Annotated in this window: 12 protein-coding genes and 1 tRNA gene; 3 read left to right on the forward strand and 10 right to left on the reverse strand. The window is 49.2% G+C overall.

The window, feature by feature from the left end:
• Positions 1–118: 118 nt before the first annotated feature.
• From ACYZZ0_RS13180 to ACYZZ0_RS13190, 3 genes are all read right to left on the reverse strand, one after another.
• Positions 119–931 (reverse strand): class I SAM-dependent methyltransferase, encoded by an 813-nt coding sequence (locus ACYZZ0_RS13180; RefSeq protein WP_461537101.1) that lies wholly within the window; start codon positions 929–931, stop codon positions 119–121.
• Positions 932–1,058: 127 nt separating this feature from the next.
• A tRNA-Ser gene (locus tag ACYZZ0_RS13185) sits at positions 1,059–1,146 on the reverse strand.
• 173 nt (positions 1,147–1,319) lie between these two features.
• Positions 1,320–1,511, reverse strand: a complete 192-nt coding sequence (locus tag ACYZZ0_RS13190; protein ID WP_461537102.1) for a hypothetical protein — start codon at positions 1,509–1,511, stop codon at positions 1,320–1,322.
• Between the two features lie 77 nt (positions 1,512–1,588).
• Between ACYZZ0_RS13190 and ACYZZ0_RS13195 the strand changes: the two genes are divergently transcribed.
• A complete protein-coding gene (locus ACYZZ0_RS13195) occupies positions 1,589–2,026 on the forward strand; it encodes a hypothetical protein (RefSeq protein ID WP_461537103.1) in 438 nt (145 codons plus the stop codon).
• Between the two features lie 21 nt (positions 2,027–2,047).
• Here the strand turns inward: ACYZZ0_RS13195 and ACYZZ0_RS13200 are convergent, their stop codons facing one another.
• Entirely contained in the window at positions 2,048–4,732 is a 2,685-nt protein-coding gene (locus tag ACYZZ0_RS13200) for a hypothetical protein (RefSeq protein ID WP_461537104.1), read from the reverse strand.
• A gap of 438 nt (positions 4,733–5,170) precedes the next feature.
• Here ACYZZ0_RS13200 and ACYZZ0_RS13205 point away from each other — a divergent pair, with 438 nt between their 5' ends.
• The gene (locus ACYZZ0_RS13205; protein WP_461537105.1) at positions 5,171–6,679 is read left to right on the forward strand and encodes a peptide MFS transporter; all 1,509 of its coding nucleotides are present in this window, start codon (positions 5,171–5,173) and stop codon (positions 6,677–6,679) included.
• Positions 6,680–6,802: 123 nt separating this feature from the next.
• On the opposite strand, the gene ACYZZ0_RS13210 is transcribed toward ACYZZ0_RS13205, so the two are convergent.
• A complete protein-coding gene (locus ACYZZ0_RS13210) occupies positions 6,803–7,786 on the reverse strand; it encodes a succinylglutamate desuccinylase/aspartoacylase family protein (protein WP_461537106.1) in 984 nt (327 codons plus the stop codon).
• Positions 7,787–8,011: 225 nt separating this feature from the next.
• A complete protein-coding gene (locus ACYZZ0_RS13215; protein WP_461537107.1) occupies positions 8,012–8,674 on the reverse strand; it encodes a MarC family protein in 663 nt (220 codons plus the stop codon).
• A 407-nt stretch (positions 8,675–9,081) separates the two neighbouring features.
• On the opposite strand from ACYZZ0_RS13215, the gene lon reads away from it, so the two are divergent.
• Positions 9,082–11,598: an endopeptidase La gene (gene lon / locus ACYZZ0_RS13220; RefSeq protein WP_461537108.1), complete on the forward strand. Its 2,517-nt coding sequence runs from the start codon at positions 9,082–9,084 to the stop codon at positions 11,596–11,598.
• Positions 11,599–12,135: 537 nt separating this feature from the next.
• Here the strand turns inward: lon and ACYZZ0_RS13225 are convergent.
• The 4 genes from ACYZZ0_RS13225 to ACYZZ0_RS13240 form a co-directional block, all read right to left on the reverse strand.
• Positions 12,136–12,558, reverse strand: a complete 423-nt coding sequence (locus ACYZZ0_RS13225) for a phosphoribosyltransferase (RefSeq protein WP_461537109.1) — start codon at positions 12,556–12,558, stop codon at positions 12,136–12,138.
• Positions 12,559–12,693: 135 nt separating this feature from the next.
• On the reverse strand, positions 12,694–14,304 hold the full coding sequence (locus ACYZZ0_RS13230) for a BCCT family transporter (protein WP_461537110.1): 1,611 nt from the start codon (positions 14,302–14,304) through the stop codon (positions 12,694–12,696).
• A 66-nt stretch (positions 14,305–14,370) separates the two neighbouring features.
• A complete protein-coding gene (locus ACYZZ0_RS13235) occupies positions 14,371–15,495 on the reverse strand; it encodes a mandelate racemase/muconate lactonizing enzyme family protein (RefSeq protein WP_461537111.1) in 1,125 nt (374 codons plus the stop codon).
• 88 nt (positions 15,496–15,583) lie between these two features.
• Positions 15,584–16,939: an FAD-dependent oxidoreductase gene (locus ACYZZ0_RS13240; RefSeq protein WP_461537112.1), complete on the reverse strand. Its 1,356-nt coding sequence runs from the start codon at positions 16,937–16,939 to the stop codon at positions 15,584–15,586.
• Between the last annotated feature and the right edge of the window lie 29 nt (positions 16,940–16,968).

Genomic DNA, 16,968 nt, shown 5'->3' on the forward strand with positions numbered 1-16,968 from the left:
AATTGCCTGCATAACCCGGCGCTGTCCGCCGGATCCATAAGCAGGGCAATAACGAGGGAAATATGAAGTACCGTATTTTATCCTTGTGACAGATAAAAGGGTATGATCCCGGACATGATTAACCTGATGGTTTTGTCGCATCCACGAACAAGGCCTGCCGAGTGAAACCTGTGATCAGCTCGCCATGCTGTTGTTCCAGCTGCGCTGTTATTTTCCGGACTTCGTCTTCCGGATTGATTCCCTTGTTCTGCAACTCAAACCAGAGCGGAGTACCGCAAATATAGGCTTTTGCAGTATCCAGTGGAGTCGAGGCAGGAGATGCTTTGGTGACAACATCAATATGAATGTCAGTGAAACCGGTTTGCTCCAGCTGGCTCTTAAGCAGATCGAGGCTATGGCAGGCATGGGCTTTTTTCTGGAACTCCGGCATTTCCGAGCCGATATCAGGTGCAATCAGATTGGCGAAGTGCTCAGTCAGGTTGCAACGCTCAAATTTATCCCATACAGCCATCAGTAGATGACCTCCAGGCTCAAGCACCCGCCGTGCTTCAGACAGGGCACGTAGCTGATCCTGAAAGAACATATATCCAAACAGGCAGACGATGGTATCAAAACGGGGTTCCTGCCATGGCAGCTGGCAGGCATCTGTTTCAGCGAAGCTCATGTAACTCCGGCTGCTCAGGCGTTTTCTTGCCTGTGCAATCATATCCTCACTGATATCGGTCATCAGATATTCGCGGCAGCTCAGTCCTGATAACAGGCACTCGGTTGCCGCACCACTGCCGGCAGCGGTTTCCAACACTCTTTCGGGAGCAAGCAGCTTGAGGTGTTGAGCCATTTCCTGAGCAAACGGCTCAATGTTCAGTGGATAGATATAGCGATCGTAGTTCTCGGAAACAGTGCCTGAAAAGGGATTTTTTCCGACCGACATGGCTGTTGCCCTGTGCTTGATGCAGGAACTTTTAGAGTAGCAGTCCGGACGTACAGATAAAGAATTCTGGAGAGAGAAAAGAAGGCATAAAAAAAGCCCGATTCATATGAATCGGGCTTTTCTGATATGGCGGTGAGGGAGGGATTCGAACCCTCGATACGTTTCCGTATACACACTTTCCAGGCGTGCTCCTTCGGCCACTCGGACACCTCACCGTGTTTTGTTTCGCCCTGTGCTTCAGGACGGCCGCTACTTTAATACAGCGAATCAGGCATGGCAACCTGCGGTTTTCCGCATTTGTATGCCCTGTTTGCGGAGATGCCTTTAATTTGAAGCAGGGTATAGTGGCTTTTGATAAATCGCAGTTGAGAGGATCGGGGAGTACTGCTTAAATAGCATCAGTTGTATGACCCGGTGGCGACAGCAACTGGCTGCTGCCTCCATGATTCGCATCAAGAGCAGGACTGACCTCCTCGCCAACCTGCCTGGACCTGGGCAAGGTGGCTTTCGGTACTCTGACAGCGATATCGGCAAAAATGATACCGGCAAAACAGAGTATCGGTGATGTGGCTTTCGGCATGTGAGCCTGCAATGGCTGGCATCGATAGCAACAGGACAGGTCTCGGATTCTGTTCTCCTCAACGGAGAAAGGTTTGAATGTATAAGGAAGCAACCGCGGTTATTTTCAGCCGGCCCGGCAAAACAAAGAAGAATCTCTCCAGGGCCGAAATCAGTCCATTGCAGATTGTTGCGTCTGCTCCTGTAACGCCTGATCTTGACGGTTATACCTGTCATATTGAACATCAGCGCTATCAGTGCCCGGTTTATGTCTGGGTGTCAGCTGCCACTTATCGCGTCTCCTCAAAAGATCTGTATTCATCAAAGCCGTGTTTTATTGTGTATGTTGAATACCGGGGCAAGGACCGGGCCAGCCGTTATATTGAGCAAGCGTTTTTAACGCTTGATGAAGTCCGTGAGTTCATTGAAACCGATGCCGGAAAAGTTGAGCTGCCGGATATAGGCGTAGAGATGACTCGTAAATACCTGATTAGAGGTGACAGGTATACGCTCAGCAGTCAAAGTCTGGCTGTGTGATTTTTAACCTGTTAACGGCAGTTATGGTCGTGGCTCGGAAAAACCTGTACTGATTAGTTCAAAGTCTCTGAAAAACACAGCGAGATCACCTTGGCAAACATTACGAATGGTTCTTATGTCAGCCTCAATCTGGCCTGTTTCGGCGTCGTCTCCATAAAGCCCTGAGAGAATATCTCTGAGCTCATCAATAGTGTGCAGACCCTGGCCGAGTGTCAGGGGGGTAACATAATTATTAGCTTCGTATAACTTGACCAGTTGATTTAGACCGTATAGCCGATAAAGCTGAATCATACTCGTAGGTACCTTGCTGGTCTGTGACCTTTGAGCCAGAGGCCGCTGGTGGCTTTCTGGTAGATGGCGAGTCGAAACTGTAGCGGTTTTTCGGGGCTGTTTATGTCTACTGACATCAAATGCTGCAGGATCGGTGATCCATGTGGGCTTTCTGAACGTAATTATGGTTTTCAGCTGATCGCATAGTAGAGGGTTTGTATCTTTTAGCCGACTGATGAGTGTATCCAGCCAGGCTGCAATCACGGCTTGTCTCTCGACAGATTGGACTCTTGATAGCAGGTAAAATAACTGTGCAAGATTATCGGGACCCGCTTCCAGCGTGACAGAGAAAATGTCGTCAGCCGTTACGATTTCATCGCTTTCTGAAACAAGCTCATGGTCTGACAACAGATGCAGGAAGGGCTGTTCTGACAATACACAGGTAAAATCTGGCAACTCAAGATTCAGCTGTTTGCACAGGGTTACCAGTTGCTGAAGGTTTTCGCTGGCATTCTCTTGCAAGCCTCCCAGTGGGGGAAACTGATCAGGTGAAGGGAGGGATGATGCAAGAATGAGTTGCCTGATATGAGAAATTCCCTGGGCGTCGCACTGTTTAAGAAAAGTCTTTCCTGCCTCAGGGATAGCAGTCAGGGTTTCAAGGATGATCAGTAACTCATCCGTCTTTCCTGTTTTTAGCAACTGTAAAACATGTTGAGCCTGCCATCCAAATTGTTGATGCCTGACTCCAGAAGGAGGACGAAAATAAATGCTGACAGTTGCATTGACCTCCCGCACATGCGCTATGCGTAGCATATTAATTGCGCTTTCTAGCTCTTCGGCTATGGCCATCACCCTGGTCTGCAGAGAGCTGGTGTCGCGATGTACCACGGCATAGAAACATCCAAGCGGTCCCAGTATCGGGTAACGGCTGATTGATTGCTCAAATGCAGATGAATTATGGGTCCAGAGAGATGTGGGTAAGTGTTTGAATTCAGGGCATAGCTGACATAAATCAGGCATTCCATTAAGTGGCATTGTCATTATTCCCGGGTTCCACTCTACATGTGTTTCCAGGCAGTGCATGAAACTCGCCACAGATTGTTGCTTGAAATGATCAAACGTTACTTTGGGAACAATCGTCAGAGGCAAAGGGGCCATATTCTGGAACTTGTGGCGCTGTAATTCATGACGCAGGGTTGCCTGCAGCCGAGAAAAGGGGTGCAAATTGCCAGTACAAATGACCCATCGAATAAAGAAGTCATCGCCCTTGCGGGCAATGCATTGCAATAAAGGGCCTGCCCGTTTTTTCGAAGTGTACCTTGCAACCTGATTTAGCTCGGAGTGTGAAAGGAAACCACTGGCAAGCAATAATTGAAGGCTTTTATCTGAAACTGGGGTCCGGTTGTCAGTCAGCTGACCTATGAGACTGGGATCAAGGATGTAATCCCGAACAACTCGAACGGGCAATTGTGATTGAAATGAACCCAGTGAGTTGAAAAGAGCAGGTACAGAGCTATGCATCCATTCGATATACTCCACGGCATTAGCCGAGGCTTCAGGTGGTAACGGACTCATGACCTTTGCAAGCTGCTCCAGAATCTCATAGCTACCGTTAAAGAATCCAAGGGACACTACCAGCAGGTTGATGGGGTCAGAGTCACCTTCACTCCTGCAGTCCAGAACTCTGGGAATAAAATTAACAAGGCATACATCATTATTTTTGTCCCATTTTCTCAAGTGATAATCGAGTTCTTTCAGCCAGGTCTTTTCTACTCTCGATCTGAAATTCTTATAAACGGGGCTGGTTAGTGAGAGTTCTTTAAGTAGCTTGTCCCATATATCTTTTTCATTTGTCCCGGTTTCATCATTTTCGGGCTCGTTGAATTCTATAAATTGATAAATAAACCACAGGGCAATTAACTGGGTCCAGAGGTGCTCACGCTGTTGACCAATGCAACAAGTGCCGTTAAACAAATCTGCAAGGTCAACTCTGTCAAGGCGGGGGAATTTTTGATGGATCCGGTCATTCTCAAAGGCGGCTGTTGTTTTTAATAAAAGCTGGATGCCGCAGTGCTCTTGCAGTAACTCAGTGATCCATTCTCCTAGATCATCACCCGGGTTGTCCCCGTCACTTTCTTCCGGGCCGGCTAAAAGCCGTTCAAGTACATAAGACTGGGATTTTTCCAGCAGTTTTTCAAAAGCATTAGAACCTGCTGTACTGCGAGAAGGGTGAATATGCTCTTTCGGTGGTGGCAAACTACTGCTAAACCCTTCAGAAAAGGAAAACTGCGAACTATGAGCTGCTGCACCTCCAGGAGCAGACAGGCGACCACCCATTCTTGTAGAGCCTTCCTGATCATAACTGAAACATTTACCCGAAAACTGAATCAGTATCGTCACAAAGACTGTGATAAGGCTCAGAAGGAGAGACTTCATACCACTTTGACCCGAAGCTGATAGCTAAAGATCTGTTGTAAAATATTACTGATTTTTAGATATAGCAGATTAAGTGTTGTTTATTTTTAAAAAATAAAAATTAATTGATATTTGATGTAGTTGTTTGGTAGTTGTTGTTTGGTTATAACCAAAAATCACATGAATGAATGTTAAACAGCTATTTCTGTATTTTTTAAAGCTGAATTTTATATCTTTTGTTTGATGTCAGTATTATTGTTGTTTTTTTCTACTCAACGGAAACTAATTTAAGCGGTAATTGTTTTTTTAACAGCCTCAATTTGTTGAACCAGATCAATATTCCCGAAATAACTCCGTGATACGTTCATTGCGTCTGCAGCGCGTCCAGCAATAACAACGTCCCGCATTTTTCACTTCTCTTTTTCTGCAGGCAGCACTGAATACACAAAGGAGTTATCCGTGCCCAGCTTTGCTTCAAAGCTCCCGACTACCGCACGAATCCTGATTCTGCGTCAGTTTCTGTGGGGAGCCGCCTTCTATGGCGTTTATGTCCTTCTTACCAAATATTTCCTTAACGAACTTAATTACAGCGAAGCTGACACGATCATGATGCTCGGTGCCTTCGGTGCCGTGGGTCCTGTATTCTCTGCTGTGGGTGGTTTTGTAGCTGACCGCTATATCGGTGCATTCCGTGCGGTTTATATCGGTTACACCATGTATGCGGTTGGTTTTTTGATGCTGGGTATTGGCGCGTCAACGCTGAATATTCCGATGAGCATCTTCTCTATTGCATTGATCGGTTATTCCCGCGGACTTTCTGCTACCTGTCCCACCGTTTTGCTGGGTAATTCTTTCCCGGCAGACAAGCGTGAAGATTTCCAGGAAGGTTTGACCGTTAACTACTCCATTAACAATCTGGGTTCTTTTCTGGCGCACTACCTGTTTCCGTTCTTTGTCGCTTACATCGCTTACCAGGGTAACTTCTATATCTCCTTTGCCCTGATGACCTGTAACGTGATTATGTTCTGGATCTTCCGCAAGCAGCTGACTGCAGTGGGTAATGAGATTGACCAGCGTCCGGTCAGTGCAAAAGTATGGGTGCTGTTTGCCTTAGGTTCTGCAGCCATGCTGGGTCTGGTGTTCTGGGTGTTCGATAATCTGAGCGAAGGCAAGTACCTGCTGTATACACTGGGTGGTTGCGCCATTCTGTACTTTATTACCCAGATCTTTAAAGCGTCTCCGGCTTACAAGTACAAGATGTGTTCTGTACTGATCATGCTGTTCATCATGATCTGCTTCTACTTCGGCTATGGCCAGATGGCAACTTCAATGAACATCTATGCCATCAACCTGATGGGCGACCGTCTGCTGGGCTTCATCCCGATTCTGCCGGAAGCCAATTCGGCCTTTAACCCGCTGTGGTGCTTTGTGCTGGGTGCGCCGGTTATCTTCGTTTACTCCTGGCTGGATAAAAAAGGCTACTCTCCTTCCATTCCGACCAAGTTTGCCGGTGCATTTATCTTCAGTGCCATCGCTTTTGGTTTGCTGGCGCTGTCTACCCAGTTTGTCAGCGAAGAAGGCAAGATCTCTGCTGACTGGGTAATGATGGTTCACTTCTTCCAGGCGATTGCTGAACTGATCGTTGGTGCGCTGGGTGCCGGCTTTATTCTGGAAATGGTGCCGAAGAGCGTATCTGCCTTTGCCGTAGGTCTGCGTGCGGTAACCCTGTCTCTGTCAGGTATTCTGGCAGCCGTTATCTCTACCAAGATTGCCCTGCCTAAAGATGTCGAGCTGACCTCTGAAATTATTAACGGTGTCTACACCGGCTACTTTACTAATCTGGCACTGGCTGCCGTTGGTATGGCCTTTGTGACCCTGTTCCTGTCCAAAATTATTGCCAGACTGGTTGCCAAGGGCGAAGAGCTTGAGCAGCAGGAAACCGGCATGCAGACTGCACCTGTAGTCTGATATTGGCTGGATATTAGCTAATAGCATCCGGTTTTACTGATTACAGATTGGATGAGGTAATCAGGTAAAACCATTAAAAAAGGCGCTCTGTTCAGAGCGCCTTTTTCATTACTTCAAACATGCTTATTTAATCAGTCTTACCAGCAGAGTACCCGGTTCACGTAACGGATCCTGCATGACGCTGAGCACATGGCCTGAATCAGGCGCATGGTATTCTTTTACCGGATGACCGAATGCATCAAACTGGCGGCAGATCAAAGCACCTTTCTCGACATAGTCGCCCAGTTCCACTTCAGGAATTGCCATGCCTCCGGTTTCTGCCCGAACAGATATCAGTGTATCCCCTTCAATTGTTGAGCCTGATGTTTCGGCTGCGGAGTGGGCCATCATTTCAAAGTGACCCAGCACAGCTTTGATACCCTCTACAGCTCTGGAAACAAGTTCCGGCTGGTGGATTTTTCCGGCACCGACTTCGACCGTAATGGTCGGGATATCATGTTCATTCAGTACTGTTTCAAACACACCAGTATCGCCGGGATCATTCAGGATGACATCAGGTTGCATCCAGCGTGCCATATTCAGTGCGGCCGGGATTCGATAATCAGCGAAGACATACAGTGGGTAGGTTGCGCCCCGGGTCTGGGTATGAAGATCAAGGCAATAATCGATATTACCCATCAGCAGGTTGTTCCAGAAAGCATGCAGAAAACGCTGAGCACCATTACCATTCTGTTTTCCGGGGAAATGCCGGTTGAGGTTAACCGGAGAGGCATCCGGGTCGCTGGGAATAAAATCTCGGGTGTGATGCAGCACACCACTCAGGTTAATCATCGGCAGTACGATCAGGGCTCCTTGCTCTATTTTGGGACCCGCTTCACGCATAATCTGCTGAGCTGTCAGTACACCATTTAATTCGTCGCCGTGGATACCAGCAGATACCAGTACTCTTGGACCTTCCTTGGCTGCTTTGAAAACAGATACCGGTAACAGTTGGTCCTGCCCCAGCCCGTTGGGTGTGGCCCGGAACCAGAGGTGATATTCACCCGGGTTGAGAACGCTGATATCCAGCCGGTCGACAATCGCTTTCCCCTGATAAATCTCGGACATTGCTTTACTACTCCTTACCTCTGATTTGCCTTTGATATCAGCCTTCTGTCGTGCTGTTGATTTGCTGTGTTGTCGGGCAAAGACTCTATGTGAGGAGGGTTTTTGGCATCAATGTCAGAGATCAATAAAAGGCTCGGGATAGCAAATAAAAGCCGTAGAATAAAAAGCAGAGAGCACCCGGTACAGGAAATGCTCTCTGGATAAAACTGTCAGGTGAGTAAGTTCTCAGCCTGCCTGAACCATGAAAATATCCCGCAGAATCGGTTTCATACCGCCGACAAAATATTCCACGGCGATAACCATAACGATCAGACCCATAATCCGCATCAGCACCTTGTTGCCACTGTCTCCCAGCCTCGCCATGATCTTTTTGGCAAAGCGCAGGAACAGATAGGTAATGGTGCAGACAGAAAGAATGACGCTCAGCAGCACGGCTTCTTCCGCGTGGCCTTTGGCCTGGTTCATCAGAATGATGACGGTGGCTATTGCACCGGGCCCACAGATCAGCGGGATAGCAATCGGCGTAATGGCAACATCATTGGTGTACTCATCAATGGCCTGCAGGTTCTGGCTGTTATCAAACTGGGTGCGGTTAAGCTTGGCCTGCACCATCTCATAACCCATCAGAAAGAACAGTACACCGCCGACAATCTTCAGGCTGTTGGTGGAGATCCCGAATATCTCAAAGATTGCTGAACCGGTCACTGCAAAAATAATCAGGATCGCAGCAGCGGTAATCGTCGCCCGGCGGGCAACATTACGGGATTGTTCTCTGGGCAGTCCGGCCGTCATCGAAGTGAAAATCGGCGTGATGCTCAGTGGGTTGATCATTGTAAACAGAGAAGTCAGGCACAATAAGCCAAACTCCAGCAGATGATTGTCAGTCATTGCCGTATCCGAAAAAGTCAGTCAAGGTTGTATCGGGCAGGGGGATTTCAGAGCGAAAGAGACCCGTGCGTTATAAATTCTGATTGTTGTTAGCCGGGATTGATTAAAACCGGGTCGAACTCAGTGGCGCGGGAGTATAATTGGAAAATATCGCGGGACAAGTCCGCGCAGATCACATTATCAGGCGCGAAATACTTATCCGTTTTTGAGTAATGAATTCTGGCAGCAAATTGCCGATAACAGTTGATTCAATCTGATTTTCTGAAGGTGACGACAGCTGTACTGCTCAGACTGAGCCAGGTCTGATAGCCAAATAGCTGTTATTTACAGATTGATTGCGGTTATACCCTTGCAAAATGACATCTTGCCCTTATTAGAAAATCATAAGTCACTACAGGTTTGTACGAATGAGCGAACAGGATAAAGATCCCATCGAAGTCGATGCTGAAATCCTTGATGGTGAAGAGGTCGCAGAAGAATCCGGTACCGGGTTGGTACTGCCCAATGAGGCCCTGCCGGACAAGTTGTATCTGATGCCGGTGAACAGCCGTCCTTTCTTTCCGGCTCAGGTACAACCGCTGGTGTTCCCCAGGGATCAGTGGGATGACACCCTGCAACGGGTAGACCAGACTTCCCAGAAAGCGTTGGGGCTAGCCTGGGTTGGTGGTGTTTCCGGTCAGGAATCGGGTCCGGATGATTTCCCTGAATATGGTTGTGCGGTAAAAATGCACAATCTGTTGAGCGAAGGCGACCAGCTACAGTTTATTGCCCTTGGCCTGCAGCGTTTCAGAATTAAAAAATGGTTGCGTAAAACGGCACCCTTCCTGGTGCAGGTTGAATATCCCCAGTGTGAAGAGAAAGACAGCGAAGAGCTGAAAGCCTATGCTATGGCTCTGATTAAGTCGATCAAGGAACTATTACCGCTGAATCCGCTGTATACCGAAGAACTGAAAGGCTACCTGAACCGATTCAGCCCGCGGGATCCATCACCGTTATCTGACTTTGCGGCGGCGATTACCACCGCTTCCGGTCGCGAACTACAGGAAGTACTGGAAACCCTGCCGCTGATGGAGCGAATGAAAAAAGTCCTGGTGCTGATCCGCAAAGAGCGTGAAGTAGCCCAGTTGCAGCGGGAAATCAGTGAAGAAGTAAACCGCAAAATCACCAAGCACCAGCGGGAATTCTTCCTTAAAGAACAGCTGAAAGTGATCCAGAAAGAACTGGGTATTTCCAAGGACGATCGCACGGCTGAAATCGAAGAGTTTGAAGCCCGTCTCGAGGGTAAAACAATACCGCCCGATGTACAGGTCAAAATTGACGACGAGCTGCATAAACTTTCCATGCTGGAAATGGGCTCGCCGGAATTCAGTGTAACCCGTAACTATCTCGACTGGGCGACATCGGTTCCCTGGGGCATTCTGTCTGACGACAACCTGGAACTGAAAAATGCCCGCAAGGTGCTGGATGCAGACCATGAAGGGCTGGAAGACGTCAAGGACAGAATTATCGAGTTTCTGGCCATCGGCGCCTGGAAAGGGGAAGTGACCGGCTCCATTATGTTGCTGGTAGGCCCTCCCGGTGTGGGTAAAACCTCTATTGGCCGCTCTGTTGCCAGATCTCTGGGACGCAAGTTTTACCGCTTCAGCCTTGGTGGCATGCGTGATGAGGCCGAAATTAAAGGTCACCGCCGTACCTATGTTGGCGCCATGCCGGGTAAGCTGGTACAAGCGTTAAAAGAAGTCGATGTCTCCAATCCGGTTATCATGCTGGATGAAATTGACAAGATGGGTTCCTCTTTCCGTGGTGACCCGGCTTCTGCCATGCTGGAAATGCTGGATCCGGAGCAGAACAGTGAGTTCCTGGATCACTACCTGGATATGCGGATTGATCTGTCCAAGGTGCTGTTTATCTGTACCGCCAACCAGCTGGATACCATTCCGGGGCCGTTGCTGGATCGGATGGATACCATTCGTCTGGCAGGTTATATCACCCGTGAAAAACTGGCGATTGCCAAGAATCATCTGTGGCCCAAGCTGCTGAAAAACACCAGTCTGAAAAAGAGTCAGCTGAAAGTTACCGATGCTGCCCTGAAAACTCTGATAGAAGGCTATGCCCGTGAATCCGGTGTCCGTCATCTGGAGAAACTGCTGCAGAAGATTGTGCGCAAAGCAGTGGTGAAAATGCTGGAAGCACCGGACAGCAAGATCAGTGTCGGAATCAAGGATCTGGAAGAGTACCTTGGCAAGCCATATTTCCGTCCTGAAAAGGTTATGAAAGGTGTCGGTATTATTACCGGTCTGGCCTGGACTTCCATGGGCGGTGCTACCCTGCCGGTTGAAGCTACCAAGGTACACAGCCAGCGGGCGGGCTTCAAACTGACCGGTAAACTGGGCGAGGTTATGCGGGAGTCTGCTGATATTGCCTGGAGTTTTATTACTGGCAATGCCGAGCAGTTTGGTGCTAATCCTGAGTTCTTTAACAAGAACTTCCTTCACTTGCATGTACCGGAAGGTGCTACGCCCAAGGATGGCCCCAGTGCCGGTGTGACCATGGCTTCGGCCCTGCTGTCATTGGCTACCGGCAGACAGCCGAAGCCTATGGCAATGACAGGTGAACTGACCCTGACCGGTCAGGTACTGGCGGTTGGTGGTATTCGGGAGAAAGTTATTGCTGCCCGCCGTTCCGGGATTATGGAAGTGATGCTGCCGGAAGCGAATCGCAGGGATTATGATGAACTACCGGATTATATCCGTGAGGGCATGACTGTAAACTTTGTTGAGCATTTCAGGGAAGCAGAAAAAATTGTTTTCCCTGCGGCCACCGCTGGAAAAACTGCTGCAAAAAAAGCAGTGTCCAGGAAAACAGCAGCTAAAAAACCAGCAACAAAGCGTACGACAAAAACCGGATCTCGCACCAAAAAATAAAAGGTGCTGACCATCCCGTCTTATACCCTGCCTGTAAAACAGGCGGGGTGTCATCAGATTTCCTGATTTTCAGGCATTAAAAAAGCTGGTTACCGCTTGGTAAACCAGCTTTTTCTTTACAGCTACACTCAGCGAAAGAGACTTCCGCTTGGACACTTTAGCGAGCACTCTATTTATAGAAGCTCATGGTTCGGTTTGCCACTGATATGTTAGACGTTGTTTTTATATTTGTGCGAACTGTAATAACTCGCACTATAACGTAGCGTGTGGAGCGGTTGTCAGGATAGGCAGGGTATCCGTTTGAGTAGGACATTGTATTTATCCGGGTTGCAGCATTCTTTAATTCGAATGTGAAAATAACGGATCTTTTGCACCGGCTCTTCAGGGTACATTAGCCGTGCTGACAGAGAAGGCTAGGACCTGATCACGGCGTGAAACATTGTGCCACATGGATGTGGCTCCATACCCCTCTTTGCTTTCCCTCAATTTTTCCTGTTTCTCCAAGTCTGACTCTATGGCGTGATGACTCCAGCCATGTCAGTCCCATGGAAAAACAATTTCCTGGTCATCTTCTTCCAGATAGAAATCCGGTCTGATCAGGCTGTCTGAGCGAATATAAAAGCAGGCAGAGCAGACCTTGGCGCTTTGCTGTTGCAGTAGCTCGATAGCCTCAATCAGGCTTTTGCCGGTTTCGAGTCGATCCTCAATCACAAGCAACTTTTTCTCTGTAACCCCTGATGGTAGTGAATAGGCTTCCAGTTGTTTTCGCTCCACATCCCTGTAGCTCAGGCCAATACTGGCCATGCGCTTGATTTCCAGCTGGCGGGCAAGCAGACGAGCCGGAATCCAGCCACCACGGGCAACAGCGATCAGCATGTCGGGCATAAATCCTGAAACTGTAACCTGATCGGCAAGTACTGAGACCAGCTGCTCACAGTGATTCCAGTCTACAGTTTTCATTGTCAGAACTCCTGAAGCAAAAGTCTTGATTTGGGTAGACATTATTACAGGAGGTTTTGTTTCCGGGACGGGAGCAGTCCGCTACAGACAGGCTGTTAGCGGACTGGAATGAAGCGTACAGAACTACAGCAGGAATCAGGCTGTAATGGTTTCGGTAAAGGCAGGTTTCTCTTCAGCGACAGTTTCAGGAGCAGCATTCACCTGATGCAACTGTTTGATTTCAGCTTCGGTCATATGGGCATAGTCTTCCTGCATGTAGACAAATGTCTTGTACAGCATAAAGGACGTCAGAATCAGCAGGGGCAGAGCGAAAATAAGAATGGCTGACTGCATGGAGCTGACCGGTGCATTAACAGAGATGAATACCGCTGGTATCGCCACAATTACCAGACACCAGAAAATCTTCAGGCCGGTAGCCGGATTGTTCGTCTTGCTGAGCTTTTTCTGGGTCTGACAGGCGACAGTGAATACGGAACCATCCAGTGTCGTCACCAGTAGCAGGAAGGTGGAAATAATAAATACAAACAGAATGATGGAGGACAGTGGCAGAGTGTTCAGTGATTGAACGATGGACTGACTGGCCTGGCCATCGGAAACCATCTGGCTGATATTGACCTTGCCATCCAGCTGAGTCTTCATCATAAAGGAACCGACAATGGAGAACAGTGCAGCAATACCGGCGGTGCCACCACCAATCATGCAGACGATAACTTCACGGATGGTTCGGCCTTTGGAGACCTTGGTCACAAACACGCACATCAGCGGAATAAAGATCATCCAGTAGGCCCAGAAGTAGGCGGTCCAGTTCTGCGGGAAACCGTTCTTGTTTACCGCATCGGTATACAGGCTCATTTTGACAAAATTGGATGCCCAGATCGCAATAGATGAACTGGTATTTTCAAGAATGAACTGGGTCGGACCAAACACCAGAATATAAAGGGCCAGCGCCACAATGCAGTAGGTGCCGTAGCTGCTGATATTCTGCATGCCTTTTTCGATACCAAGGAAGGAACTGAAGATCAGCAGAGCGGCAACAATGCCGACCATACCCAGTTTAAGCGCCAGGGTATCTTCAAGACCGGTCAGTAGGGATACTGCTGCAGAAATAATCGGTACACCCAGGGACAATACAATAATCAGACCGAAGACCAGTGCAATCGGGTAGGTGATATCAATAATCCGGGCTACAACAGAACCGGTAGCCTTGCTGCCAATCATATTCTTGACGATATCACTGATTTTCAGTGAACCGGTTTTGCGAATGTAGAACGCATACATAACCGGGATAGCAGTAATGGCATAGATCGCCCAGGCAGTAATGCCCCAGTGATGAAGGCTGTAGGTTACTGCCCATTCATGTGCCTGCACGCTGTTGGCTGCAATCTCGAACGGGGGCGTCTTGATATAGTAGGACCACTCCAGAAAGGCCCAGTAAACGGTACCGGAACCGACACCGGCCAGTGCCATCATAGTGATATAGGAAAAGGTGGAAAACTCAGGCTTTTCATTGCCCATACGGATACTGCCGTATTTGCTGAAAATGAAAAAGGCGCCGATGATCACCAGCGCAAAAGCATACCAGAGGATGGGGGTGCCTAGATTACTGGCGATCAGAGTGAAAATATCGCCGGCGACACTGATGGCAGTTTCAGTATCGGTAAGAAAAAACAGGGAAATGGTAGATACAATAACCATCGAGACGGCTATCGTAACCTTGTCGTAATTTCCGGGGATTTGTGTCGACATAACTTATCTCCTGCCATACCGGACCAGCTTCCCTGCTGAATCGGTACTGCGTGTTCGTTGTTATTTTTATTCGATGATATAGCTCTGAATGGAAGCGTCGCGTACTGCGGCCCAGTCCATCTCAACCCCGAGCCCGGGGCCTTCCGGTGCGTGAACGTAACCGTCCTTGTCGGTACGGATTACGTTTTTGGCACCGTATTCGAAGTTCTCGTAAGGGAATGCCTGCTCGAAATAGACGCCGTTGTTATGGGCCAGTGCTACATGCAGGTTGGCAGCCTGAGTGATGGTGTAACCCCAGGACTGGATTTCCAGCGGTTTGCCATGAGCTTCGGCAATGGCAAAGCATTTGTTCAGTGGAGTAATACCACCGCAAACGGTTGCGTCCTGACGTACGTCAGACCACATATCATTTGCGAGAGCATGCTCAACTTCAGGCAGGGTAAGCAGGCAGTTACCATGGCTGGAAATCTCGATATTGGTTTCTTTAACCAGCTTCTGGTAAGTCTTGAAGTCATAGTCGGAGCAGGGCGCTTCGTACCAGTACCAGCCCAGTTCATCCAGCAGTTTGGCCATCTTCAGTGACTGTTCGCCGTTGTAGTACATGGCCGTGTCGAGCATCAGCTCAATACCACGCCTCTTGAACTGTTCACTGACGGCCTTAACCAGCGGCACATCTTTTTCGAAGATGCAGTGACAGTGAAGTTTGACAGCAGTAAAGCCTTCATCAATACATTTCTCGATAAAGTCGAAGTATTCCTGATGGCTGTGAAACAGCGGGGTTGAGGCATACGACAGCATTCTGGTGCGGGCACCGCCCAACATCATATAGATAGGCATATCGAACTTCTTGCCCTTGATATCCCAGGCCGCGATATCAAATGGTGACTTGGCTACCAGACCACCCCAGGTGCAGCGTCCCTGCAGCCAGCTATGAAACTCCTCGGTCATCAGTGCATTCTTGCCGATCATACCGGGTGTAACGCTCTTCATGGCTTCCAGCACACACTTGTCGAAGTCCTGTTCGGTGTAACTGATCGTGGCGCCAACGCCTTCGAGACCATCGTCGGTTATCAGGCGAACAATATTGTTGGTGTAAAACAGTGGCTCCTGATCATCGGCCCAGGGTACCGGGTCAGCTTTTCGGTCAGCGACAGCGTACAGCTCAATACGTTTTATATTGCTTTGTTTCACTCTCTCTACTCCATTTTGGACAAACAGGCTTCCTGCGCAGCAGTCCCCCTACGAACTGCTGAACAAAAAAATCAGGTCTTGAATGCGCTCAGATACGGCTTCCGGCCGCTGTCATGCGCTCGCGAACGGCTTTCCCGCTGATTTCGCGGAAGCCGGTATTGTTTTTCAGGGAGAGGACACAGGCCTGACCGGCGGCATGGCCGTATTCAAAGGTCTGTGCGGTGACCCGGGCAGAAGCCAGCGCTTCGTGCTCGGCAGACAGGCAACGTCCGGCGACAATAATGTTCTCGCCAAACTTTGGCAGCAGCGTGCCGTAGGGCACGTCGTACCAGTCTTCAATCAACCAGTGCAGTTTGGGTTTGGTGCCGGAATGCAGCTCGATGGGCCAGGGACTGCGGCAGATGCTGTCTTCGTTCTTACGACAGTTGACGACATCTTCATTACTCAGTTTGCTGACACCCTCGATGGAGCGAGTCTGACGAATTCCCACTTCAACACTGGTATCAACCACATAGGACGATTCACAACCCGGTACATGGTTTTTCAGGAACCGGGCATATTCCCGCATTTGCTTGCGACCAAAGATTTCAGCCTCGGTAAAGTCAACCGGATCGATAACATTCAGTACCCGGCCATCCTGGCCAGCAAGGCGAGTGGCGTTGACCATCAATTCGCCAGGGCGGGTGGTGGGGAAGATCCAGATCTTGTGGCGGGGCAGGTCGTATTCGCCGGATGCGTTCAGTTCCAGAATCTTGCGGGTCATATCCGACGGGCAGATGGTGTCTTCGCCGTAGTATTCGAGATAGGTGCTCATTTCGACACCACCAAGGCGGAAGAACATAGTCGGGTTCTGGATAATGCCGTTATCACCGAAGAAATACTCACCTCCGGCGCGGGCGACAACGGCTGCATCGCCGCTGGCATCAATAATCCGTTTGGCTAGGAAAATCGTGCGGCCAGCATTGGATTCAACGACAACACCCTTATAGGTCTGATCGTCCATAACGACACCGGTTACCGCCGAGTGATAGAAGATTTCAACCCCGGCTTCCATCAGCATCTCGTCGGCCACTTCACGCCACATTAGCGGGTCGTGGGTGACGGTATATGTTTTGCCATAGCGCTGGGGTTCGGTAACACCTCCCTTGGCTTTCAGTCGTTGGCGGAACTCTTCGGTAAAACCGTAAACCACCTGTTGTGGCTCTTTGCCACAGTCATCGCTGGCGAGATACATACCGCAAATTGTGCCGGACATACCGGCTACCGCTGCGCCGCCACAAAAGCCATATTTCTCGATCAGAGCTGTCTTCAGGCCATTACGGCCACAGGTGGTGGCAGCAGCAACTCCGGCAGAGCCACCACCCACGACCAGAACATCCAGCTCTCTCAGAACCGGAAGGTCTGTTGCAGAATCAAATCGGCTTTCCAGCTCCCAACCTTTCATCTCGACCTCTCAAATATGCTGTAAAACAC

It is taken from the genome of Spongorhabdus nitratireducens, assembly GCA_947387575.1.
Lineage (GTDB): Bacteria > Pseudomonadota > Gammaproteobacteria > Pseudomonadales > Endozoicomonadaceae > CANDOC01.

Excerpts from the sequence above, each read along its gene's own strand:
- ACYZZ0_RS13200 (WP_461537104.1), bottom strand. The coding sequence starts at position 4,732 with ATGAAGTCTCTCCTTCTGAGCCTTATCACAGTCTTTGTGACGATACTG.
- ACYZZ0_RS13195 (WP_461537103.1), top strand. The coding sequence starts at position 1,589 with ATGTATAAGGAAGCAACCGCGGTTATTTTCAGCCGGCCCGGCAAAACA.
- lon (WP_461537108.1), top strand. The coding sequence starts at position 9,082 with ATGAGCGAACAGGATAAAGATCCCATCGAAGTCGATGCTGAAATCCTT.
- ACYZZ0_RS13240 (WP_461537112.1), bottom strand. The coding sequence starts at position 16,939 with ATGAAAGGTTGGGAGCTGGAAAGCCGATTTGATTCTGCAACAGACCTT.
- ACYZZ0_RS13225 (WP_461537109.1), bottom strand. The coding sequence starts at position 12,558 with ATGAAAACTGTAGACTGGAATCACTGTGAGCAGCTGGTCTCAGTACTT.
- ACYZZ0_RS13210 (WP_461537106.1), bottom strand. The coding sequence starts at position 7,786 with ATGTCCGAGATTTATCAGGGGAAAGCGATTGTCGACCGGCTGGATATC.
- ACYZZ0_RS13180 (WP_461537101.1), bottom strand. The coding sequence starts at position 931 with ATGTCGGTCGGAAAAAATCCCTTTTCAGGCACTGTTTCCGAGAACTAC.
- ACYZZ0_RS13215 (WP_461537107.1), bottom strand. The coding sequence starts at position 8,674 with ATGACTGACAATCATCTGCTGGAGTTTGGCTTATTGTGCCTGACTTCT.
- ACYZZ0_RS13190 (WP_461537102.1), bottom strand. The coding sequence starts at position 1,511 with ATGCCGAAAGCCACATCACCGATACTCTGTTTTGCCGGTATCATTTTT.
- ACYZZ0_RS13230 (WP_461537110.1), bottom strand. The coding sequence starts at position 14,304 with ATGTCGACACAAATCCCCGGAAATTACGACAAGGTTACGATAGCCGTC.